At 68.6% G+C, this 21,730-nt stretch carries 24 protein-coding genes; 6 read left to right on the top strand and 18 right to left on the bottom strand.

Annotated elements, in window-relative coordinates:
• Positions 1 to 34: 34 nt before the first annotated feature.
• From ACWEVR_RS01585 to ACWEVR_RS01575, 3 genes are all read right to left on the bottom strand, one after another.
• Positions 35 to 988, bottom strand: a complete 954-nt coding sequence (locus tag ACWEVR_RS01585; protein ID WP_452465390.1) for an anti-sigma-D factor RsdA — start codon at positions 986 to 988, stop codon at positions 35 to 37.
• A 109-nt stretch (positions 989 to 1,097) separates the two neighbouring features.
• Positions 1,098 to 1,676: a sigma-70 family RNA polymerase sigma factor gene (locus tag ACWEVR_RS01580; protein ID WP_067490881.1), complete on the bottom strand. Its 579-nt coding sequence runs from the start codon at positions 1,674 to 1,676 to the stop codon at positions 1,098 to 1,100.
• A 156-nt stretch (positions 1,677 to 1,832) separates the two neighbouring features.
• A complete protein-coding gene (locus ACWEVR_RS01575) occupies positions 1,833 to 2,663 on the bottom strand; it encodes a hypothetical protein (RefSeq protein ID WP_452465389.1) in 831 nt (276 codons plus the stop codon).
• A 622-nt stretch (positions 2,664 to 3,285) separates the two neighbouring features.
• On the opposite strand from ACWEVR_RS01575, the gene ACWEVR_RS01570 reads away from it, so the two are divergent.
• The 3 genes from ACWEVR_RS01570 to ACWEVR_RS01560 all read left to right on the top strand — a co-directional run bounded on the left by ACWEVR_RS01570 (position 3,286) and on the right by ACWEVR_RS01560 (position 4,587).
• Positions 3,286 to 3,579, top strand: coding sequence for a WhiB family transcriptional regulator (locus ACWEVR_RS01570; RefSeq protein ID WP_022567299.1), 294 nt, complete (start codon positions 3,286 to 3,288; stop codon positions 3,577 to 3,579).
• 179 nt (positions 3,580 to 3,758) lie between these two features.
• Entirely contained in the window at positions 3,759 to 4,334 is a 576-nt protein-coding gene (locus ACWEVR_RS01565; protein ID WP_067490885.1) for a sigma-70 family RNA polymerase sigma factor, read from the top strand.
• Between the two features lies 1 nt (position 4,335).
• Entirely contained in the window at positions 4,336 to 4,587 is a 252-nt protein-coding gene (locus tag ACWEVR_RS01560) for an RskA family anti-sigma factor (RefSeq protein WP_067490887.1), read from the top strand.
• Between the two features lie 56 nt (positions 4,588 to 4,643).
• Here ACWEVR_RS01560 and groL read toward each other — a convergent pair whose 3' ends face one another.
• Both groL and groES read right to left on the bottom strand, forming a co-directional pair.
• Positions 4,644 to 6,254, bottom strand: coding sequence for a chaperonin GroEL (groL, locus tag ACWEVR_RS01555; protein ID WP_452465388.1), 1,611 nt, complete (start codon positions 6,252 to 6,254; stop codon positions 4,644 to 4,646).
• A 78-nt stretch (positions 6,255 to 6,332) separates the two neighbouring features.
• Positions 6,333 to 6,632 carry a co-chaperone GroES gene (gene groES, locus ACWEVR_RS01550; protein WP_067490891.1) on the bottom strand — a complete coding sequence of 100 codons (300 nt, stop codon included), beginning with the start codon at positions 6,630 to 6,632 and terminating at the stop codon, positions 6,333 to 6,335.
• A gap of 366 nt (positions 6,633 to 6,998) precedes the next feature.
• Here groES and ACWEVR_RS01545 point away from each other — a divergent pair, with 366 nt between their 5' ends.
• Positions 6,999 to 8,495: an Hsp70 family protein gene (locus ACWEVR_RS01545; protein ID WP_452465387.1), complete on the top strand. Its 1,497-nt coding sequence runs from the start codon at positions 6,999 to 7,001 to the stop codon at positions 8,493 to 8,495.
• 11 nt (positions 8,496 to 8,506) lie between these two features.
• On the opposite strand, the gene tsaD is transcribed toward ACWEVR_RS01545, so the two are convergent.
• The 7 genes from tsaD to ACWEVR_RS01510 all read right to left on the bottom strand — a co-directional run bounded on the left by tsaD (position 8,507) and on the right by ACWEVR_RS01510 (position 15,106).
• Positions 8,507 to 9,550 (bottom strand): tRNA (adenosine(37)-N6)-threonylcarbamoyltransferase complex transferase subunit TsaD, encoded by a 1,044-nt coding sequence (gene tsaD, locus ACWEVR_RS01540; RefSeq protein ID WP_067490893.1) that lies wholly within the window; start codon positions 9,548 to 9,550, stop codon positions 8,507 to 8,509.
• 64 nt (positions 9,551 to 9,614) lie between these two features.
• On the bottom strand, positions 9,615 to 10,130 hold the full coding sequence (gene rimI, locus ACWEVR_RS01535; protein WP_067490895.1) for a ribosomal protein S18-alanine N-acetyltransferase: 516 nt from the start codon (positions 10,128 to 10,130) through the stop codon (positions 9,615 to 9,617).
• Complete coding sequence (gene tsaB, locus ACWEVR_RS01530; protein ID WP_067641277.1) at positions 10,127 to 10,816, bottom strand: tRNA (adenosine(37)-N6)-threonylcarbamoyltransferase complex dimerization subunit type 1 TsaB; 690 nt, start codon at positions 10,814 to 10,816, stop codon at positions 10,127 to 10,129. Before tsaB ends, rimI begins: the two co-directional genes overlap by 4 nt.
• 66 nt (positions 10,817 to 10,882) lie before the next feature.
• Positions 10,883 to 11,338: a tRNA (adenosine(37)-N6)-threonylcarbamoyltransferase complex ATPase subunit type 1 TsaE gene (gene tsaE / locus ACWEVR_RS01525; RefSeq protein ID WP_452465386.1), complete on the bottom strand. Its 456-nt coding sequence runs from the start codon at positions 11,336 to 11,338 to the stop codon at positions 10,883 to 10,885.
• A complete protein-coding gene (locus ACWEVR_RS01520) occupies positions 11,331 to 12,401 on the bottom strand; it encodes an alpha/beta fold hydrolase (RefSeq protein WP_452465385.1) in 1,071 nt (356 codons plus the stop codon). Before ACWEVR_RS01520 ends, tsaE begins: the two co-directional genes overlap by 8 nt.
• The gene (gene alr, locus ACWEVR_RS01515; RefSeq protein WP_452465680.1) at positions 12,398 to 13,615 is read right to left on the bottom strand and encodes an alanine racemase; all 1,218 of its coding nucleotides are present in this window, start codon (positions 13,613 to 13,615) and stop codon (positions 12,398 to 12,400) included. The genes ACWEVR_RS01520 and alr overlap by 4 nt, the downstream gene beginning before the upstream one ends.
• Before the next feature lie 48 nt (positions 13,616 to 13,663).
• Entirely contained in the window at positions 13,664 to 15,106 is a 1,443-nt protein-coding gene (locus tag ACWEVR_RS01510; protein WP_452465384.1) for an NAD(P)H-hydrate dehydratase, read from the bottom strand.
• Between the two features lie 72 nt (positions 15,107 to 15,178).
• Between ACWEVR_RS01510 and ACWEVR_RS01505 the strand changes: the two genes are divergently transcribed.
• The gene (locus ACWEVR_RS01505; RefSeq protein ID WP_378668163.1) at positions 15,179 to 15,598 is read left to right on the top strand and encodes a cupredoxin domain-containing protein; all 420 of its coding nucleotides are present in this window, start codon (positions 15,179 to 15,181) and stop codon (positions 15,596 to 15,598) included.
• A gap of 3 nt (positions 15,599 to 15,601) precedes the next feature.
• On the opposite strand, the gene glmS is transcribed toward ACWEVR_RS01505, so the two are convergent.
• Positions 15,602 to 17,479 carry a glutamine--fructose-6-phosphate transaminase (isomerizing) gene (glmS, locus tag ACWEVR_RS01500; RefSeq protein ID WP_452465383.1) on the bottom strand — a complete coding sequence of 626 codons (1,878 nt, stop codon included), beginning with the start codon at positions 17,477 to 17,479 and terminating at the stop codon, positions 15,602 to 15,604.
• Positions 17,480 to 17,515: 36 nt separating this feature from the next.
• Here glmS and ACWEVR_RS01495 point away from each other — a divergent pair, with 36 nt between their 5' ends.
• Positions 17,516 to 18,370: a poly(ethylene terephthalate) hydrolase family protein gene (locus tag ACWEVR_RS01495; protein ID WP_452465382.1), complete on the top strand. Its 855-nt coding sequence runs from the start codon at positions 17,516 to 17,518 to the stop codon at positions 18,368 to 18,370.
• Positions 18,371 to 18,493: 123 nt separating this feature from the next.
• Here ACWEVR_RS01495 and ACWEVR_RS01490 read toward each other — a convergent pair whose 3' ends face one another.
• The 5 genes from ACWEVR_RS01490 to ACWEVR_RS01470 all read right to left on the bottom strand — a co-directional run bounded on the left by ACWEVR_RS01490 (position 18,494) and on the right by ACWEVR_RS01470 (position 21,711).
• Positions 18,494 to 18,919 (bottom strand): hypothetical protein, encoded by a 426-nt coding sequence (locus ACWEVR_RS01490; RefSeq protein WP_452465381.1) that lies wholly within the window; start codon positions 18,917 to 18,919, stop codon positions 18,494 to 18,496.
• Between the two features lie 41 nt (positions 18,920 to 18,960).
• A complete protein-coding gene (locus tag ACWEVR_RS01485) occupies positions 18,961 to 20,694 on the bottom strand; it encodes a hypothetical protein (protein WP_452465380.1) in 1,734 nt (577 codons plus the stop codon).
• An 8-nt stretch (positions 20,695 to 20,702) separates the two neighbouring features.
• The gene (locus ACWEVR_RS01480) at positions 20,703 to 21,035 is read right to left on the bottom strand and encodes a hypothetical protein (RefSeq protein ID WP_357399500.1); all 333 of its coding nucleotides are present in this window, start codon (positions 21,033 to 21,035) and stop codon (positions 20,703 to 20,705) included.
• A gap of 84 nt (positions 21,036 to 21,119) precedes the next feature.
• A complete protein-coding gene (locus ACWEVR_RS01475) occupies positions 21,120 to 21,428 on the bottom strand; it encodes a DUF6802 family protein (protein WP_357399501.1) in 309 nt (102 codons plus the stop codon).
• A 91-nt stretch (positions 21,429 to 21,519) separates the two neighbouring features.
• Complete coding sequence (locus ACWEVR_RS01470; RefSeq protein WP_067490919.1) at positions 21,520 to 21,711, bottom strand: PspC domain-containing protein; 192 nt, start codon at positions 21,709 to 21,711, stop codon at positions 21,520 to 21,522.
• Positions 21,712 to 21,730: the final 19 nt, after the last annotated feature.

Below are 21,730 nucleotides of genomic sequence, written 5' to 3'. Positions count from 1 at the left end.
GAACCACTGTGGTTCGGGGCCTCTTTCGTGTCGATCAGGGGGTGCCGGGCAGCGGCAGAATCGTCATGGTCGGAACGGCCGTCGGGACCTGCGGCGTCGGCGGAACCGCCGTCGGAGCGGTCGGCGGCGGTTCTGCGATGGTCGTCGGGGGCTGGGTCGGTTCGACGGTGACCGGCGGCGGAGTCGGTGGCACCGTGGTCACCGGTGGTGGGGACGGCTCGGTCGGGCGGGGGTCGACGGTCTCCGGAGCAGGCGTCAGCATGATCTCCGGCGGCACGGTCGGATCGGTCGTTCCCGAGTTGCCCGGATCGATCGGCGCCGCGGGATCGGTGGTCCCCGGCTTGGCCGGCGACGGAGAAGGTGCGGACGGCGACGAGGACGGCGCGGTGGTGCCCGGCAGCGGCGCGGGCGGCAGCAGCGACCCGAGTTCGGGTGCCTGCTTCACCAGCTGATCGCGCAGCAGGTTCCAGCGAGCCAGCAGATCCTCGCGCTTCTTCGGGTCGCTGACCTGATCGGCGGTCGCCGAGGCCTGCTCCAGCTTGGCGCGAGCCTGTTCCGGATTGCCCGCGGCGATCATGTTCTGCGCGGCGGCCAGGTCGTCGTCGGCGCGAGCCACGACGGTGGTCTGTGCCTGTTCGCTGAACACGACTTCCTTGACCCGCCACAGCGGATCACCGGGTGCCGCACTGTAGGAGAACGCCGTGATACCGCCGAACACCACGGCGAGTGCCGCGGCGGACCCCAACAGGGGCCGGACCAGACGCAGACGTCCGCGCGAGGAGGCTCCGGTTCGAACCTGCCTGGCACCGATCTCCTGATCGACCGCCGCGAAGACGGTGTCGAGATCGGGGCCCGCCGGCATCGGCTCGGCCAACAGATCGGCCCGCCAATCCGCGAGCAGTGACGCCAGCTGGAACTCCTCGGTGCTGTCGGTATGCACCGGTCCGTCGCTCGCGATCGCGTCGATCAGCGCATCGTCGCTGCGCACCGCCGCAATGTCGACCGGACCGGAATCGCCGGCACCCTCGGCGGCGTAGGGACCGCTGTCGTGCGACCCACGCCAAACCTTCCGGTCGCCTCGACCGCGCTCGCCATCCCTAGCCATACATTTCACCTGCCCTCGCCACTTGTGACTTCAGTTTTGCGAGTGCCCTGTGCTGGGCCACCCGTATCGCCCCCGCCGTGCTGCCCACGGCGACTGCGGTTTCCTCTGCTGACAGACCCATCACCAGTCGCAAGATCAGGATTTCCCGATGTTTCTCGGGGAGCGTGGCGAGCAGAGTGTTCATCTGCCTGCTGGTCTCCGAGTCGAGAGCTCGCTGTTCCGGTCCGTGGTCGGTGGATATGACATCTGGTACTTCGGCCATCGCCTCCGCCTTGTTACGGGCGGCATTGCGGTGGGCGTCGGCGACCTTGTGCGAGGCGATCCCGTACACGAAGGCCATGAAGGGCCGACCCTGATCCTGATAGCGGGGCAGGGCGGTCATCACAGCCAAACAGACCTCTTGCGCAACATCGTCCGCGGAGAGCTGCCCGCGCTCCGCGGCACCGATCCGAGCCCTGCAGTAGCGAACCACCAAGGGACGGACCAGTTCCAGTACCTGAGCTAAAGCGGTCCTGTCGCCCTGCGCAGCCGCAGCGACGGCGAGGTCCAACTCTTCGCCCATATGCGTCATCGTCAGAGATTTTCCTGGCGTTACGAGTGGCGCGGTCACATGTGACCGAGCTTCCACCGATGTGGCGGAACGGAACTAACAATAGCGACCCGATGATCACCCGCCAGCGGCCCCGGGTTGTTCTGAGGGTGCTCTCAGGAAGATCGCCGGGCGGCCTCATCGATGGGGCGAACGGAAGTCTCCCCCGAGGGAACGGATACGTGCCGCGTGATCTGCGGCTTCGCTCGCGGCGGCCGCTGCGGCGGGTGGCTCCGCAGCCACTCCGGCGCGCAGCATCGCGCACGCCCAGCGCAGTGGCAGCAGGGCGTTGGCACGGCACTCAGAGTCGATTTTCTCGGCCAGTCGCGCGGCCGCCGCGAGCTCTCCCGCCGCGGCGGTGGCGGCCGCGACGAGCAGTGCCGATTTCACCCGGTGCCGCACCGAGGGAAGGCCATCGGCCAGCGCGGCGGCACGAGTGGCGTCGTCCAGCGCGAATTCGCCGCGGGCCAGCGCGGTTTCGGCGCGGACCCAGTGCCAGCGCACCCGCGCCCGGGCAGGCGCCTCGTCGAGCAGCGGTTCCACCCGGCCGAGCAGCCGGGTGGCGAGGGCGAGGCGGCCGGTGCCGAGCGCGTCGGCGGCCAGACCGGTGTAGGCGTCGGCCAGGGCCTCGGCGCGGGCGGCTCCGGTCGCGGCGCAGGCGAGGCGGGCCGCGCGCCCGTCGTTGGCGGCGGCGGCACCGTGCCAGCCGAGCTGACGCAGCAGCGAGCCCGTGGTGCTCTCGACCAACGAGGCCAAGCCGGGATCGAGGCGGGTGCGGGCGAGTACCCGCAGGTCGGCGCGGGCGGCGGCGTAGCGGCCCTGCCCACCGAGGGCGACCGCACGGTGCCAGCGCGAGCGCGGGTCGGCAGGCTCCGGCAACTGCGCAGCGGCCCGGCCGGGGGTGGGACCGAATGCTGTCGAAGCGAGGATTTCGGAACCGATATCCGCCGATGAGGCCGCAGTATGCACGCGGTGACTCTAGCTCCCGATGGTCCTCGTCGTTTCTCGTGATATGTCACGACCGCGGCCGGGCAGCAACCGTTCAGCTTTTCTTTCCGTGGCCGATGTTGCCATCAGGTAAATCTCCGCTCCCGGATGCCCCCGGTGCAAAGTCTCGAATTCACATGCGTTTCTCGCAATTAACCTGAGGGCCCTCTTCGCGCCATGTCCGAGGTTACGGTCGAGGGAGCCACTGTGACCCGGCACACCGCGCTGAGCGGGGCATCGAGCCCCCGAAATGCACCGAAAAGTGCTGCCACCAGGGCAAATAGCCGTGTGCTTCCGCAGACCAACTCGACCCATCCATAGCCAACCGAACAGTATGGACGGACGGGGAGTGAAATGTAAACAGTTCGCAGGTTAAATTTCAGCGTTGATGATTTGCTGAACCAATGCGCGGAACTATTGACGGAATTTCCCGCCGAGCCCTAACGTAGCTCATCGCCGGGAACGGCGCCGCGCGAAATTGCAGCGACCATCCACTCGGCACCGTCAGGCACCGTCGAGCCGGCCACTCAACCGAGGGGCCGCGTTGACCTGCCGCACCACTCGCTCGACAACGCTGACGAGCTCGCACCACAAGGAGTTCACCATGCCCATGCCCACCCACCTCCCCGGTCCGAACGCCGACGTCTGGGATTGGCAGATGCGTGGCTCGTGCCGCGGCCAGGACTCGGCCGTCTTCTTCCACCCCGACGGCGAACGTGGCCGCGCCCGCACCGCCCGCGAGATGCGCGCCAAGGAGATCTGCCGGGCCTGCCCCGTGCTCATGCAGTGCCGCACCCACGCCCTGAAGGTCAGCGAGCCCTACGGCATCTGGGGTGGCATGTCCGAGACCGAACGCGAGATGCACGCCCGCCGCAACCGGCGGCGCATGGCGGTCTAGAGCCCTTCGCGGAACCCTCCGCAAATCCGTTCCCATCCATCCTGCGTGGGGCGCCGAATTCCTAGCAAACAGCTGGCACCCGATTCGAGGCACCCCGCTCGCAGGGGTGTCATAGCCTCGGGCTACATTCGTGACCGATGACACAGAATGGGTTCCGAAGCGAAGCCTTCCCACCGAGCGTGGATTCTGCGGTTACCGCACGCGCGGCCGAAGGAGTCGAGCTAGCTGCACTGTTGGAACGATGCGGCCTTGCCGACCAGCAAGCCTTTGCCGAACTGTACGACCGGACCTGTGCCCGCGTCTTCGGCCTGATCCTGCGGGTGCTCCACGACCCCGGGTACGCCGAGGAGACGACGCAGGAGGTCTACCTTCAGATCTGGCGCACCGCAACGAGTTTCGACCCCGCCAAGGGGTCGGCGGTGACCTGGCTGATGACGCTGGCCCACCGCCGCGCGGTCGACCGGGTTCGTGCCGAGCAAGCCCACACCCAGCGCGAGGTCGCGTACGGGATCCGGGTACTCGGTCACGAATTCGACGAGGTCACGGAGGAGGTGGAACGCAGACTCGAACAGCAGGCCGTCCGGCGCGGGCTCTCGACATTGACCGAGACCCAGCGCGAGGCGATCTCGCTCGCCTACTACGGCGGGCGGACCTATGCGGAGGTAGCTCAGCACCTCGGCATCGGATTACCGACCGTTAAGTCCCGTATTCGGGACGGATTGACACGACTGAAGAAAAGTTTGGGGGTGACGTGAGATGAACGACGCCCAGATCGATCTCGCGCACACCGTCGCGCTCGGATTGATCGACGACGAAGACCATCACGCGATCCAGACCATCATCGATACCGAAGACCCCACCCTGTGTACCGAGTTTCTGCACGAGATCCGCGCCACCCGCGCGGCTCTCACCGAACTCTCGGAACTCACCGCCACCCCACCACCCCCGTCTCTGCGCGCTCGGCTACTGGCCGCGATCGAGGCCGAAGAACCACCCGTAGCCAGCTAGGCGCACAACGAAAGGCCCCCGGACCCGACAGGTCAGGGGGCCTTCGTCATGTCAGGTCAGTGTGCGTGACCGTGGTGCCCGTGGTCGTCGGCCTCCTCGGCCGGCTTGTCCACGATGGCGCTCTCGGTGGTCAGGATCATCCGGGCGACGGACGCGGCGTTCACCACGGCCGAACGGGTGACCTTGACCGGGTCGACGACACCGTCGGTGAGCAGGTCGCCGTAGGTGAGGGTGGCGGCGTTGAAGCCCTCCTTGCCCTCGGCCACCTTGCTGACCACCACGGCACCGTCGAGGCCCGCGTTGGTGGCGATCCAGAACAGCGGCGCCTCGAGGCCCTTACGGACCACCTCGACGCCGACGGCCTTGTCGCCGGTCAGCGAGTCACGCAGCTCAACGAGGGCGGCGGCGGCCTGGACCAGCGCCGAACCACCACCGGGGACGATGCCCTCCTCGACCGCGGCCTTGGCGGCGGCGACCGCGTCGTCGACACGGTACTTGCGCTCCTTGAGCGCGGTCTCGGTGGCCGCGCCGACCTTGATCACCGCGACACCACCGGCCAGCTTGGCGAGGCGCTCTTCGAGCTTCTCGCGGTCCCAGTCGGAGTCGGTGGCCTCGATCTCGCGGCGCAGCTGCGCGCTGCGGGCCGCGATGTCGGCCTCGGTGCCCGCACCGTCGATGAGGACGGTCTCGTCCTTGGTGACGACGACGCGACGCGCCTGGCCGAGCTGCTCGAGGGTGGCCTCGCGCAGGGTGACGCCGAGATCGGGATTGATCACGGTGCCACCGGTGACGACGGCGAGGTCGTCGAGGAACGCCTTGCGGCGGTCACCGAAGAACGGCGCCTTCACCGCGACGGCCTTGATGGTCTTGCGGATCGAGTTGACCACCAGGGTCGACAGCGCTTCGCCGTCGACGTCCTCGGCCACGATCAGCACGCCCTTGCCGGACTCGGCGATCTTCTCGAGCACCGGGAGCAGGTCGGGCAGCGAGCTGATCTTGTCGCGGTGCAGCAGGACGTAGGTGTCCTCCAGCACGGCCTGCTGGGTCTCGGGGTCGGTCTGGAAGTAGGGCGAGAGGTAGCCCTTGTCGAACTGCACACCCTCGGTGACGACGAGTTCGGTCTGCGTGGTCGAGGACTCCTCGACGGTGACCACGCCGTCCTTGCCGACGGTGGTGAGCGCCTTGCCGACCATCTCGCCGATCTCCTCGTCACGCGAGGAGACGGTGGCGACCTGGGCGATGGCCTGGGCACCCTCGACCGGGGTGGCCGCGGCGAGCAGCACCTCGGACACCTTCTCGGCGGCGAGCGCGATGCCCTGGCCGAGCGTGATGGGGTTGGCGCCCGCGGCGACGTTCTTCAGGCCTGCGCGCACGAACGCCTGGGCCAGCACGGTGGCGGTGGTGGTGCCGTCGCCCGCGACGTCGTTGGTCTTGGTGGCGACGCTCTTGACGAGCTGGGCGCCGAGGTTCTCGAAGGGGTCCTCGAGGTCGATGTCACGCGCGATGGTGACACCGTCGTTGGTCACGGTGGGGCCACCGAAGGCCTTGGCCAGGACCACGTGGCGGCCGCGCGGGCCGAGGGTCACCTTGACGGCGTCGGCCAGCTTGTCCACACCGCGTTCCAGCGCCCGGCGAGCCTGCTCGTCGAACTGGATCTGCTTGGGCATTAAAAGCTCCTGTGTAATAACGCATTCCGCCCCGGGGTCATGAAGACGCCGGGGCGGAACGCTGGTGCGGCGTCGGCCTTACTTGGTGACGACGGCCAGGATGTCGCGCGCCGAGAGGATGAGGTATTCCTCGCCCTGGTACTTGATCTCGGTGCCGCCGTACTTGCTGTAGATGACGACGTCGCCTTCCTTGACATCGACGGGGATGCGGTCACCCTTTTCGGTGATCCGGCCCTCGCCGACGGCGATGACGGTGCCCTCCTGCGGCTTCTCCTTGGCCGTGTCCGGGATGACCAGGCCGGAGGCCGTCGTCGTCTCGGCCTCGTTGGCCTGGACGAGGATCTTGTCCTCGAGCGGCTTGATGTTCACGCTCGCCACGTTGAGCCCTCCACTTTCAGGGGAATTCGGTTGTCCGGAACTGTTGCCCCGGACCGGGTTCGGTTCAGCATGCGACCCTGCGCGCAGGCCCCGTCGTCGCGGGTGCCGGGACTCCGAGCCCAGTAGTCGTCGATGGCACAAGCACAGCTACACAGTGCCGACTAGCACTCTATACGCGAGAGTGCCAGCGCTCAAGGTCGGGTTCTGCCAATGTCGCAATATCGACACGCCCGCGCGTAATGGTGATCTTCACATCGACCGACTGAATCTGTAACGTTCGCATAACAGGCTGTGACAGAGTATGCATATCGTTCCATTCGAGATGGTCGGCCTCCGTTGGAACCATCCGCTCGAAGGGAGGTGAACATGCGAACATCCCTCGGCATTTCCGCCGGGAACGAGGTGGTGTGCTCGGCTCTGGTCGCCACCGCTCCATCCGGCGAACAGAACTTCGACTACCGCGTCGTCTCCGCCGACGCCGCCCACTCCGACCTCGGCGACCTCGTGTCGTCGTCGATCGAACTGATGACCAACCAGTTACCCGTGTCCCAGCAGCACGTGGAGCTGGATGGCGAACCGCTCGGACGCTACTCCACCGGCGCGCACCGCCGTGCCGTCGCCACGCGCTCGCGCCCACCGACCAGTGTGGCCGTCGCCTACCGCAACCGCGAGCAGGCCCAGGCCATCCGGGCCGCGTGTTCGCACCACCGCGATCTGCGCCTGGTCCCCGAAGGCACCGCCGCACTCGCCTATCTGCGCAATACCGGTCTGCTCGACCGGTATTCGACCGTGGCCGTGGTCGACCTCGGCGCCACCGGCCTCACCGTCACCGTCGCCGACCAGGCCGACGGTACGGTCCTGCACACCGAACGCACCCCCACCCTCAGCGGCAACGCCATCGACGAGCTGATCTACCACCACCTCGTCGACCTGCACTACGCCCGGCGCGGGACCAGGCCCAACCGCCAGACCCTCACCAATCGCGGCCGCGCCGCCAAGGAACACCTCACCGTCGCGCCCGCGGTCACCATCGACCACGTGGCCGGGCAGCCGCTGAAACTGACGCGCTCCGATTTCGAGGAGCTCATCGGCGGGCTGCTGCGCAATATCGCGGTGTTCACGGCCTCGGTGTTCACCAGAGCACCGAAGTATCCCGAGGCGGTCGCGGTGATCGGCGGCTGCGCGAACATCCCAAGCGTGTTCGACACCCTCGACGCGCGCCTGGACGTCCCCGTGGTCACGGTGCCGGATCCCGAGGCCGTGATCGCCAAGGGCGCGGCCCTGCTCGCCGACGCGGCGGCCCCCTCCGGTTTGCAGGTGGCCACCCTCGGTGACGCGCCGAGCGGCACCTTCGCCAAGGTGATCGGCACGCTGGCCGGTGCGGTGGTCGTGGTCGGGCTGGTGATCGGTTACGGCGTGCGGACCATCTCGCCGGATGCCCCCGATGTGACGCCCGCAGGCACCAGCAGCACCGTGCGCCAGCCGCCGTTACCCGTGGTGCCGCAGGCACCGACACCCACCTATCGAGAGAGCACCGACCGCACCGGGGTCACCGTTGCCCCGCCGGTCGTCGAGTCGTCCGCTCCCACCCAGGAGCCGACCACCACGACACCGCCGACGTCCACACCGTCGACCACCCCCGCGCCGTCCCCGTCGCCCACGACCACGGCACCGACCCTGCGCCCCGACCCGAACCTCCCGCAGATCCCGTACCCCGAATCGCCGGGAGGCATCAACAGCGGATCCGGTCGCGGCCAGCAGCGTCCGTCGACTCCGAACACCTCACCCACCCAGGCACCGGCCAGCGGCAGCCTCGTGGTTCCGCCGACAACAGGCGTAACCCCGCTCGTCCCGGCCGACTAGAACCAGCGGATCTAGCGCAGCGCGCTCACCGACACCGGCAGCCCGGGGTCCGTCGCCACCGTCAGCTCGGCGGGTTCGGCGCCCGCCGCGATCACATGCGCACCGAGGGCCGCGATCATCACACCGTTGTCCGTGCACAGACGCGGCTTGGGCACCCGAAGGGTCAATCCGGCCGCGGCACAGCGCTCCTCGGCCAGCGAGCGGATCCGCGAGTTCGCCGTGGCACCGCCGCCGAGCACGATCGTGTCGACACCCACATCGGTCGCCGCACGCACCGCCTTCATCGTCAGCACATCGGCCACGGCCTCCTGGAACGACGCGGCGATATCCGGGATCGGCAGCTGTTCGGGCGTGATGCCCTGGCGCTGCGCGGCTTCCACGTAGCGGGCGACGGCGGTTTTGAGGCCGGAGAAGGAGAAGTCGTAGCGGGCGTCGCGCGGGCCGGTCATGCCGCGCGGGAAGGCGATGGCGCGCGGGTCACCGTCCTGTGCCATGGCGTCCAGTGCGGGGCCGCCGGGATACCCGAGGCCCAGCAGTCGGGCAACCTTGTCGAAAGCCTCGCCCGCGGCGTCGTCGACGGTGCTGCCCATTTCGGTGATGGGCGAGCCGAGATCGCTCACCTGCAGCAGATGCGTGTGCCCACCCGACACGAGCAGCGCCACAGCGGGTGGCAGCGGGCCGTGTTCGAGCGTATCCACCGCCACGTGACCACCGAGGTGATTGAGCGCGTAGAACGGCACATCCCAGGCCGCCGCATACGCCTTGGCGGCGGCGACGCCGACCAGCAGCGCACCGGCGAGACCGGGCCCGATGGTGACGGCGAGCGCGTCCGGCTTGCTGATCCCGGCGGCCGCCAGCGCGCGGCGCATGGCGGGCACGATCGCCTCGAGGTGTGCGCGCGAGGCGATCTCGGGCACCACACCGCCGAAACGGGCGTGCTGGTCGACACTCGAGGCCACCTCGTCGGCGAGCAGTTCGACCGACCCGTCGGGATGACGGCGCACGATGCCGACTCCCGTTTCGTCGCACGAACTCTCGATCCCCATGACGATCACGCCGCGGCCCCGCTCACAGTCGATCCGATCCGGTAGGCGAATACGGCGGCACAGCGCGCGCCGTTCACGACAGCACCTCGTCCTGGCGACCGCGCGCGGCCCACTCGTCGGCCGCGGCGGTGAGTTCCGGACGCCGCATCGTGTACGCGTCGGCCCCACTCGGGTGGTAGTAGTTCTTGCGCAAACCGATGATGTGGAAGCCGTGCTTGGCGTATAGCGCGATCGCGGGCGCGTTGTCGGTGCGGACCTCGAGGAACACCGGGCCACCGCGCTCGGCCGCCGTCGCCAGCAGGGCCTCGAGCAGCAGGGTGCCGATGCCACCGCGATGACACTCCGGGTCGACCCCGATGGTGTGCACCTCGGCCTCGGGATGGGCGTTGTCGCCGAGCAGCGCGATGCCCGCGTAGCCGACCATGGTGTCGTTCTCGTCGCGGGCGGTGATGTAGCGGTTGTGCGCCCCGGCCAGCTCGGACCGGAACGACACCGCCTGCCAGGGATCGTCCTCCGGGAACAGCAGGTGTTCGAGTTCGACGCAGCGGTCGATGTCGTGCACGGTCATCGGGGCGATGCGGTAGGTCACGAGGCGCCCGCCAGGGTGCGGAAGCTGTTCTCCACGGCGTCGGGCCGACGCAGGTACAGGGGCACGAGCGCCTCGGGCACCGCACCGGCCAGCAGGGCGGGCGCGGCGACGGCGACCAGGCCCGCGGGCGACGGCGTCTCGTTCGGCAGGACCGGCAGGTCGAAGTCGTCGACGTGGGCGGCCGACCCCGCGATGGCGACGGCGTCGCCCATCGGTACGTCGGCGGGTTTGCACACCTCGGGCCCGGCCACCCGCGCACCGTCGAGGTAGCGCGCCCAGTACACCTCACGCCTGCGCGCGTCGGTGACCACCAGCAGTTCGCCTGCCTCGCGTTGTTCGTCCGCGCTGTCGGCGGCGATGGCGTCGAGGCTGCACACGCCGTGCACGGGCAGGCCGAGCGCGTCACCGAAGGCGGCCGCGGTGGCCATGCCCACGCGCAGGCCGGTGAACGGGCCTGGCCCGATCCCGACGACGACGGCGTCGAGGTCGGCGCGGGCCACCCCGGCTTCGGCGAGACATTCGAGGATCTGCGGGGTGAGGACCTCGGCGTGGGCGCGTGCGTCGACCTTCACCCGGGTGGCGAGGGTGGCCACGGCGGGTCGGGAGTCCGCGTCGTCGGCCGGTGACAGATGCACCAATCCCGCTGTAACGGCAGGTGTCGCGGTGTCGACTGCTAGTACGAGCATGATTGTCTCAACAATACCGGGTGGTATCCGCGACCGGCGCGCACTGGTGGATCGGGTCCGCGCGCGTCAGCCGATCCATTCCCAGACAGCCGTGCGCACATCGGATTCCGGTTCCCTCACCAATTGCACGCGCAGGTGCCGGTCGGCGAGGTGTTCGACCACGCCCTTGCCCCACTCCACGACGACGACCGCGTGGTTCAGGTCGGTGTCGAGGTCGAGGGAATCGAGCTCGTCGAGGTCACCGGCGAGCCGGTAGGCGTCGACGTGGACCATCGGCACCCCGGGCGAGCCGTCGGGTCGCTGCCCGGCGCGGTGGGCGCGCGCGATGATGAACGTCGGCGAGCTCACCCGCCCCTGCACACCGAGGCCGGCGGCGATGCCCCTGGTCAAGGCGGTCTTACCGGCGCCGAGTGGGCCGTCGAGCACCACCAGATCGCCGGGGCGAAGTGTCTGCGCGAGTTCGCGGCCGAGCGCCTCGGTGTCGTCGACGGACGGCAGGACGCGGGTGCGTGGGTCAGCCACCGACGGCCTCCCCGCCGAAGCTCTCGGCGCCCGCGCGGGCGAGCAGCCGGTCGAGTGCGTCGAGGGTCACCTGGGGGAACTGCAGGTGCGGCATGTGCGCTCCCTCACCGATCTTCACCAGCTCGCAGTTGGGCAGTGCCTCGGCGAGCAGGCGCGAGTTCTCGAACGGGATCACCATGTCGTGCGCGCCGCCGAGGACGAGCACGGGCAGCTTGTTCAGGGTCGGCAGCGCGGCCGATTCATCATGCAACTCAATCGTTTTCAGGAACTTCTCGACGGTGGCGACGGGTGTGCGGTCGATCATCATGGTGGTGAATCGCGACAGCGTGGGACTCACCGGCCCGTGGAACGAGCTGACGTGCAGGATCGGCGTCACCACGTGCTTGCTCGCCGAGCGCCCGAACTGCACCAGCGCGGGCGCCGACCGCACCGCCAGCCCGAAAACGCCCAGCGCCGGATGCCGCAACAGCTGCAGCACGCCGGTGGAGGTGACCTCGGCAGCGGCGGTGTTGAGCAGGGCGACCCCGGCCACCCTGGTGGCGAACAGTTCGGGGAACTGCGCGGCCGCCGCGAGCACCGCCATCCCGCCTAGCGAATGTCCGACGAGCACCACCGGCCCCTTCGGCACACAGGTGCGGATCACGGTGGCTACGTCGCGGCCGAGCTGGGAGATGGTGCAGCTGTCGGTGCTCGGCGTGCCGGAGCGGCCGTGGCCGCGCTGGTCGAAGAACACCATCCGGATCCGCGGGCCCCACTGCTGGGCCAGGTCGCGGCGCTGGAAGTGGAACGAGTCCATGCTGTTGCAGAAGCCGTGGACGAAGACGAGTGTCACCTCGGCGGTGTCGTCGCCGTAGGTGCGGGTGGCCAGCGACACACCGTCGTCGGCGCGGACCTCACCTGGCTCGTCCTCATCGATCAGGGCGAAGTTCTCGTCGCGGTACTCGTCGCGTTCGGCGGGCCAGCGCACCCGCGCGCCGATGCGGCGCAGCGTGTGGGCGAGGGCGAGCGCCCCGAGCACGCCCGCGGTGGCGAACCCGCCGCGCACCACCTGACGGCGCCTCATCGACCGGTCCCCACGTAGCGGCGGACCGCGCGACCGCGTGGCGAGCACACGATCTCGTAGTCGATGGTGTCGAGCAGCCGCGCCCAGTCCAGGGCATGCGGGTGTCCCGCGCCGCCACCGAACAGCACCGCCCGGTCGCCCGCGCGTACATTGCCGACGTTGTCGCCCAGGTCGACCATGAACTGGTCCATGCACACTCTTCCGACATTACGGTGCAGCGCGCCGCCGAGCCACACCTCGAAACGCCCACTGAGCGAACGGAACACACCGTCGGCGTATCCGGCGGGAACCAGGGCCACGGTGGTGTCGCGTGGCGCGATCCACCGGTGCCCGTAGGACACGCCTTCCCCGGCAGCCACCCGTTTGACCAGGGTGACCTGGGCCTGCAGCGTCATCGCGGGCCGCAATCCGAAGTCGCCGAGCTCCGGGATCGGGGAGAGCCCGTAGACCGCGATACCCGGCCGGACCAGGTCGAAGTGCAGGTCGGGGCGGGTGAGGGTGGCCGCCGAATTCGACAGGTGGATCAGCTCCGGCTCCAGGCCGTGTTCCTTGGCCAGCGCGACGGCCTCGAGGAACCGTTCCCGCTGCCGGTCGATGGCGGGATTGCCCGGTTCGTCGGCGTGCGCGAGGTGGGAGAAGATCCCGCGCAAACGCAGCACGCGGTCGTCGACGAGGGCCCGCACGGCGGCCAGGACCTGCGGATACTCGGTCACCGATACGCCGTTGCGGTTCAGTCCGGTATCGACCTTGAGCGAGATCGTCGCGGTGCGGCCGGTCTTGCGCGCGGCCTGCTCGACCACCCGCACCTGCTCGAGCGAGGACACCCCGATCTCCACGTCGGCCATGATCGCCGCACCGTAGTCGGCGTCGATGGTGTTGAGCCAGCACAGAATCGGGGCGTCGATACCGGCCGCCCGCAATTCCAGCGCCTCGGCGACCGTGGTGACACCGAGTTCCCGCGCGCCCGCCCCCAGCGCGGCGCGCGCGACCTGCACGGCACCGTGGTTGTACCCGTCGGCCTTGACCACGACCATCACTGCGGCACCCTGCGCGAAGCCACGCAGCACGCGCACGTTGTGAGCAATGGCGTCGAGGTCGATGACCGTCTCCACTTGCGCATTCACCCTCCCGATCCTGCCTGGCTGGTCCGCCTCTCCGAAACTCGGGCCGGACTTAGGTCCGGCGGGAGCTGCGTCGGCGGCCAGACCGAGCATCGGGTCGCGGTAACCCGTTCCCGGTGAGTTACCCATGTTCGTGCGTGATCAGTTGGTTGCTGTCGGGGTCAGTTCTCTCAGGAGGCGGATGGCGGATCGGATGTGGGTGTGGAGGGGAGCGGCCGAGATGGGGGCGCCCGCGGTTTCGCCCGCGTGGGCGGCGAGGTTGGCGGCCAGGGCGTGGGTTCGGGCTGCCGCTGCGGCTGCCCAGGTGGGGGGTTTGCCTGCCGCGAGGAGGGCACCGATGATGCCGGCGAGGACGTCACCGGAGCCTGCGGTGGCGGCCCAGGAGCCGCCCGCATCGTTGACCAGGGTCGTTTCGCCGGGGGTGGCGATGATGGTGGCGCGGCCCTTCAGTAGCACTGTCACGTCCCATCGCTCGGACAGGGCGCGGACCGCTGCCACCCGGTCCGGGTCGGGGCTCGCACCGGTGAGCCGGGCGAACTCGCCCGCGTGCGGTGTGAGGACGGTCGGGGCTTGCCTACCGCGTACCAGGTCGGGTTCGTGGGAGAGGATGGTGAGGCCGTCGGCGTCGACGATCACCGGGAGATCCGTGGCGAGCAGCCGGGCGAGATCGTCGCGCCTGTCTGTGCCGACACCAGGCCCGAAGACCCAGGCCTGTACCCGGCCGGTTTCCTGGATGCCCGGTGCGGCAACGACTTCCGGGAGTTGCTTCACCACCTCGGTGTCACTGCCGGCGTACCGCACCATTCCCGAGGTCGCCGCCACGGCCGCACCGGTACACAGCACTCCGGCGCCCGGATATTCCGCGCTGCCCGCGCACACGCCCGTCACTCCCTGGGTGTACTTGTCGTCGAACGGCCCGGGTACCGGCCACCCGGCGCCGATCTCGGCCGGATCGAGTTGCGACAGCGTGCGAGATGGAAGCTGTAACCCTATGGGCACCAGAATGATTCGTCCGCAACTCGCAGGCGCCAGGGCATGTACGGGCTTGTAAGACCCGAACGTCACCGTCACGTCCGCCCGCACGGCGGGCCCGTCGATGGCCCCGGTGTCCGGGTCGACACCACTGGGCAGATCGGCGGAAATGATCGGGACATCAATGGCGGCAACCGCTTCCGCAGCAGCAGGTCGCAACGGCCCCTTGCCGGAGATACCGACGATGGCGTCGACCACCACGTCGACCTCGCCCAGTCGATCGACCACTCGACCACCGGCCTGCCGAAAAGCACTGAGCCCCTGCGCATGCGCGCGCTCCGGGTTCAGCAGCACCGCCTGCACCGCCACCCCTCGTCGCCGCAGCATCGCACCGGCCCACAGCCCGTCACCACCGTTGTCACCGGATCCGACCAGCAGACCAACGCAACGTCCGACCACTCCCCCTGTGCGCGAACGCAATTCATCGGCGACCACCCGCGCCAACCCGAACGCCGCGCGCCGCATCGGCACACCGTCGGGTACCCGGGTGAACAGTTCCGCCTCGGCCGCCCGCACCTGATCGACGGTGAAATAGTCACGCCGAGCAACCATCGTTCGCCTCCCACCTGCGCCCGCGCGGGCCACGACCGTCCCGCGATCGTTCGCAGACTACGCTGCACAACCATGTCGATGGTTCGTCACCGCGCCGCACGGGTTGCCGCCGGATTCACCGTGGTCGCCGCCCTGCTCGCCGCCGGTTGCTCCGGCGATTCGGACAACGCCGCCACCACAACAACCCGCAAACCCCGCCCGGTCAGCACCACGACCACCCCGAGCGTCGAGGTGGACGCCGCCCTCACGGTCGAGGTCAGCGACATGAAGTACAGCCCGGCCCAGGCGACCGTCAAGGTCGGTCAAACCGTCACCTGGAAGTTCTCCGACAAGGCCCCACACAACGTGCAGGGCATCGGCGACAAGGCGATGGGCATCAACAGCCCCATCATCGACAAGGGCGAATGGTCCTACACCTTCACCCAGCCCGGCACCTACCGCTACCTGTGCTCCCTGCACCCCGAGATGCGCGGCCAGATCACCGTCGAATAAGTCCTATTCGACGGTGACGGACTTCGCCAGGTTGCGCGGCTTGTCGACGTCGTAGCCGCGCGCCTGCGCCACCTCGGCGGCGAAGATCTGCAACGGGACCGTCGACAACAACGGCTGGAACAGGGTCGGGGCGACCGGGATCTCGATGAGGTCGTCGGCGAACGGGCGGACCGTGTCGTCGCCTTCCTCCGCGATCACGATCGTGCGCGCCCCACGGGCCTGGATCTCGCGAATATTGCTGAGCAGCTTCGAATGCAGCACCGCGCGGCCCTTCGGCGACGGCATCACCACGATCACCGGCAGACCGTCTTCGATCAGCGCGATCGGCCCGTGCTTGAGCTCGCCCGCCGCGAAACCCTCGGCGTGCATGTAGGCCAGTTCCTTGAGCTTGAGCGCACCCTCGAGCGCCACCGGGTAACCCACGTGGCGGCCGAGGAACAGCACCGTCGGCACGTGCGCCAGCTCGCGGGCGATGGCACGCACCTGCGGCGCGGTGTCGAGCACCCGCGCGATCAGCTTCGGCATCGACTCGAGCTCGGCGAACTCGCGGGCCACCTCGTCGGGGTACTTCGTGCCGCGCGCCTGCGCCAGCGCCAGGCCGACCAGATAGTTGGCGGCCACCTGCGCCAGGAACGCCTTGGTCGAGGCCACGCCGATCTCCGGCCCGGTGCGGGTGTAGATCACCGCGTCGGACTCGCGCGGGATCTGCGCGCCGTTGGTGTTGCAGATCGCGAGCACGCGCGCCTTCTGCTCCTTGGCGTGGCGCACCGCTTCCAGCGTGTCGGCGGTCTCGCCCGACTGCGAGATCGCGACCACCAGCGTCGACCGGTCGAGTACCGGGTCGCGGTAACGGAATTCGCTGGCCAGCTCCACTTCCACCGGCACCCGCGTCCAGTGCTCGATGGCGTACTTGGCCAGCAGACCCGCATGGTAGGAGCTGCCGCACGCCACCACGAACACCTTGTCGAATTCGCGCAGTTCCTGGTCGGCGAGGCGCTGCTCGTCGAGCACGATCCGGCCGCCGTTCTCGTCGACGACGAAATGCCCGATCAGAGTGTCGGCGACCGCGGTCGGCTGCTCCTCGATCTCCTTGAGCATGAAGTAGTCGTGGCCACCCTTCTCGGCGGCGGCCAGGTCCCAGTCGATGGTGAACGGCCTGCTCGTCACGTCGGAATCGCCGTCGAAGTCGGTGACGGTGTAGCTGTCGGCGGTGATCACGACGGCCTGGTTCTGGCCGAGCTCCACGGCTTCGCGGGTGTGCTCGATGAACGCGGTGACATCGGAGGCGATGAACATCTCACCCTGTCCGACCCCGACGACCAGCGGCGTCGACTGCCGCGCCGCGACGATCGTGCCCGGATGGTCGGCATGGGTGAACACCAGCGTGAACGCGCCGTCGAGGCGGCGAAGCACGGCGAGCACGCTCGCGGTGAAGTCACCGGCGGTCGGCCCCTCGGCGTACGCGCGCGCCACCAGATGCACCGCGACCTCGGTGTCGGTGTCGCTGAGCAGCTCGATCCCGGCGTCCTCCAGCTCGCGACGCAGCGGTGCGAAGTTCTCGATGATGCCGTTGTGGACCACGGCCAGCTTGCCGGAGGGGTCACGGTGCGGGTGGGCGTTGCGGTCGGTCGGCGCGCCGTGCGTGGCCCACCTGGTGTGGCCCATTCCGCTGGTCCCGGCGAATTTCGCGCCGTCGGCGGCGTCGAGTTCGGCTTCCAGATTCGCCAGCCGCCCCGCCTTGCGTTCGACCGCGATTCCCCCGTTTCCGTCGAGAATCGCCACCCCCGCGGAGTCGTAGCCCCGGTACTCCATGCGACGCAGCGCGTCGACGACAACGCCGAGCGCATCCCGGTATCCGACGTAGCCAACGATTCCGCACATGGTCCACCACCCTACTGATCGGATACTCTTCACGCCGTGTCGGACTCCGTGAAATCGCTCCTGAGCACCCTGTCCATGCGCGGTCCTCACCGGGTGCTGCGTGGCAACCTCGGGATCGCCGGTCAACCCGGCGTGGTCTATACCCCGGAGTCCGGGCTGAACCTGCCCGCCGTCGCGTTCGCGCACAGCTGGCTGACCAGCGCCGAGAACTACAAGGGCCTGCTCGAGCACATCGCATCGTGGGGTTTCGTGGTCGCCGCCCCCGACACCGAACGCGGACCGATCCCGTCACACCTCGACCTCGCCGCCGATCTGCTCACCACCCTCGACATCGTGAGCAAGGTCCGCCTCGGTGACGGCACCATCAGCGTCCACCCCGACCGCCTCGCCCTGGCCGGTCACGGCATGGGCGCGGGTGCCGCCGTGATCGCCGCCGCCCAGCGCCCCGTCGCCACCGTCGCCGCCCTCTTCCCCGCGCCCACTTCCCCCGCCGCGGAGAACATCGCCACCGACCTCGACACCCCCGCCCTGATCCTGGCAGGCGACGACCTCGACTCCATCAACTCCAACGCCCGCCCCCTCGCCACCGCCTGGTCGGGCCCCTGCCTCCTGCGCCGCCTCGACGGCGCCACCCACAACGGCATCATCGAAGGCCGCCGCCTCTTCGCCGCCCTCGGCGCGGGCCGCTACGAATACAAAACCGACAAGGCCACCCGAGCCCTGCTCACCGGCTACCTGTTGGCCACGGTCCAGGGCGACAAGAAATGCAAGCCGTTCGCCGACCCCGAAGCCACCATCCCCCATACCACCGTCATCGACCCCCACGCCGAGGTCGAGGTGGAGGCCCCGAAACTGTCCCTCGGCACGGTCGCCAAACTCATTCGAGGCTGACCGGCCGCGCACGGTCAGCTCCGCCCACCTCGGTACGGATCCGCGCGGCAAGCCTCGACATCGCGCTTGTTTCGCGGGTTCGGAGCGACCGCTGCCCGGGAAACCGCGTGAGGTCTTACCGGATCAGTCCAACCAAGTGGAGCGACGGTAATACTCCGATTCGGGGTCGTAATCACCGTCAGAGGGCGCGACCGTCGATCTGGCTTGCCGCGCGGCACGTGCCCGGGCGACGGCCGCCCGAATCTCGGCCTGCCGCTGCTCTTCGGGGGTCATGGTCGGGTCCGGAACGAAGGGAGCGGGTGCGGGGGCCGCAGTCATGCGGACGGGAGGCTCGTAGACCGGCTCCAGCTGAACAGGTTGCGGCTCAACGGTTTCGGCGGCCTCGGATTCCTCCTCGGCCAGTTCTCGCAGGCGGGCGGCCGCGTCGACGGCCAGTTGTTCCGCGCGCATCGCGGTCTGCCGGTTGACCTCATCGATCTCACCCATCAGCAGCGCCGACCGCCGCCGCGCCTCCGCCGCGATCTGCTCGATCTCTGCCGCGTAGTCCACGGTCGCCTATCCTCCCGAAATCGAGGACGTTTCGCCAACCATCACAGTGGGCCCGCCTCGGCGAGGACAGCTCCGCTGTCACCCGGATCGCTCACGGGTAGATCAACGCTCGGGACGTGCTCCCCATCGGTCTCCTGCCCGGCTGGGCGCGGTGCGACCGGAACACCGCCTGCCACCGAACCCGAAGATTCTTCACCCGAACCGATTTCGCTCGTCACCGGGGCATCGGTGAGGTCAGGAGTGTCCGGCCCCGTCGCATCGGGGGCACTCGTTTCGCTGCCGGCGTCCGCGCCCGCCTCGCCCTCGCCGGTGCCGGACTGCGGTGTGCCCGAGCCGAGAACACCGCTCGACTCATCCTCGGGAGCGCCCGCCGACGAATCGGATTCCTGTGTCAGTACCGGAATCCCGTTCTCGTTCAAAGACAACGTGTACTGACTCGTAGCGCCGCTCGCGTCGGTCGTCGTCAACGACAGCCCGTTCGCGCCCGCTTCGATACTCACCGCGGTGTCGCCGAGCTGGAACGAAGCCTGCCCACCCTCCGCGAGCAGGCTGCTCGCCTGTTCGGTCAATTGCTCGATGCCGTCACCGATCGACGTGCCGACCGATTCGATGCTGGAGGTGAGGGTGCTCCCGAGGTCGCCGGTCAGCGCATCCGACACGGTGGTGGCGAGGCTGCTCATCGTCGAGGCAATGCTGGTCAAGGCCGTACTCGAGTCGGAGTCGTCGGTGGTCGAGTCTTCGGTGGTTTCTTTCGTCTCGGTCGTTGTTTTCGCGGTCGATCCAGCAGAGGTGTCGCCGGTCTGGGTAGCGGCAGCGGAGGTTTGACCACCGGCGTCGGCCGACTGGCCGCCACCGGAGTTGTCTTCGTTACCCTTCGCCGTCGACTTGTCTTCGGTCTTCGACGGGTCTTCCTGAGTCTTCTTGTCCTCGACAGGCGCGTTTCCAGATCCCGACACCGACGGATAGCCGCGCTCGACAACACCGGCCGCCGCTGTCTCCACAGCCGTGAACAGAGCCTCGATGGCGATCCTGGTCGTGGTGCACTGGTCTCTGAAGATCTGCACCTTTTGGTTGTAGTCCGGCATGAAAACAATCGACAGCCAGCGCGTACAGATCTGCTTGATCGCGTCCGTGTAATCTGACGAACTCGTGTCGAGTCCTGCTCTGGTGTCGGGGACGTCGATCACGCCTGCCGCGTTACGATGGGTCGTTATCGTGGACAACTGTTCGTCCATGAGGCCGCGGCCGTTCTTCGACCCGAAGATGACGCAGTCGATATCGTGTGGGCTCAATCCACCGACCGACGGCAACGCCTTCTTCGCCCCCTCGATGTACCTCTCCACCGAGCCATCCGTCAGCTTGAGCACCGTGTCGGCCTTGGCTTTCACCAGCTCTGGGATCTGTGCCGCCGCCGCTGTCAGCGCCACTTCGAAATTCCGCACCGCATCGCGATCCTCGCCTGCCATCGTGGCGACCCGACCCAGCTGCGCGGCAGCAGCTTCGGCGGCCGCGCCCTGCCATCCGGACTGCATCGATTGCGCGGCCGACTGTTGGGCAGCGACTTCGGCGTCAGCCGTGGTCAACAGCTGGCGCACCGCGACGGCCGCGGCGTCCAGCTTGGTGATGTTCATCTGGCGCTCGTTGTCGTACGGTCGCACCAATTCGTAGAAGTCGAAGCTTCCGCCGAAGGCGGCAACATACCGCGGACCCAGTTGCTCGAAATACTGCAGGCCGGGAGCACCGTCATCGAGAAGGCTGTCGATCGACTTGGTCACGGCCGCACCTACTTCGCCGGAGCGGGGGCGGCGCCGTCGAGCCCGCGCGCGGTACTCACGTCGACATCGGTGTACTCGACGGCCGCCTTACCGATCGCGTCCGCGAGCCCCTCCGAGGCACTCGTCCAGACCTTGGCCCAGCCGACCACCCGACCCAACGCCAGATCGATCTTCTGCCCGCTGCCGGTGTAAGCCCTCCCGGCGTCGGCCGCGACCCATTCCAGGGTGTCGACCGCCTTCGCCGAGGTACGGGTCGCTGTCACGGTGTCCCGCACCGTGTCGGCGGTCTGCTTCATCGCGACCTGATCGACGATGACCCCGCCGGAAGCTTTGTCGCCCATCTCCCCCACCTCCCCAACACACAGCGCCCGGATGACGCCCTACCTACTTCGACGGGCGAACCCGTCCATCGGTTCCCACGAAATCTACTTTCCCAGATTCCCCTGATCGGTCCGCCGCCACTCCGACGTCCCGTCCGGATGCCGGTGGTACTCCCACGCCGCGTAGTCACCGTCGTCCTCGATCACCGTCACGTGGTCGGCCAGACCGTCCTCGTCGTAGTCGGACCAGATGGTGGTGGAGTTGGGGTCGGTGTGGGTGAGGGAGTCGGCGACGCCGTCGGTGTCGAGGTCTTGGGAGGGGGAGTTGAGTTCGACGGGGCCGAGGCTGTCGAGGGGTGTGTGCGCGTCGATGTCGGGTAGGCCGAAGCCGGGGATGTCGCCCGAGGTGACCATGGCTCCTCCTCAAACGGGAAACTCGCGGATGACGGCGCGGCGGAACTCCACCATCCTGTCATCCGCGAGCGGCTCACGGCCACGTCGGGTGTTATTTCTTGGGCATGATCAGCCACAGGATCAGGTAGAGCAGGAACTGGGGTCCTGGCAGCAGGCAGGAGGCGACGAAGGCGAGGCGGACGACGCTCGGGCTCCACCCGAAGTAGTCGGCGATGCCGCCGCAGACGCCTGCGATCCATTTGTCGCTGGTCGAGCGGGTGAAGCGGCGGGTGGGGGCAGTCATGATGGTGTGCCTTCCTGGT

The organism is Nocardia sp. NPDC003979, from assembly GCF_053605015.1.
This window is presented reverse-complemented; position numbering and strand designations above follow the sequence as displayed.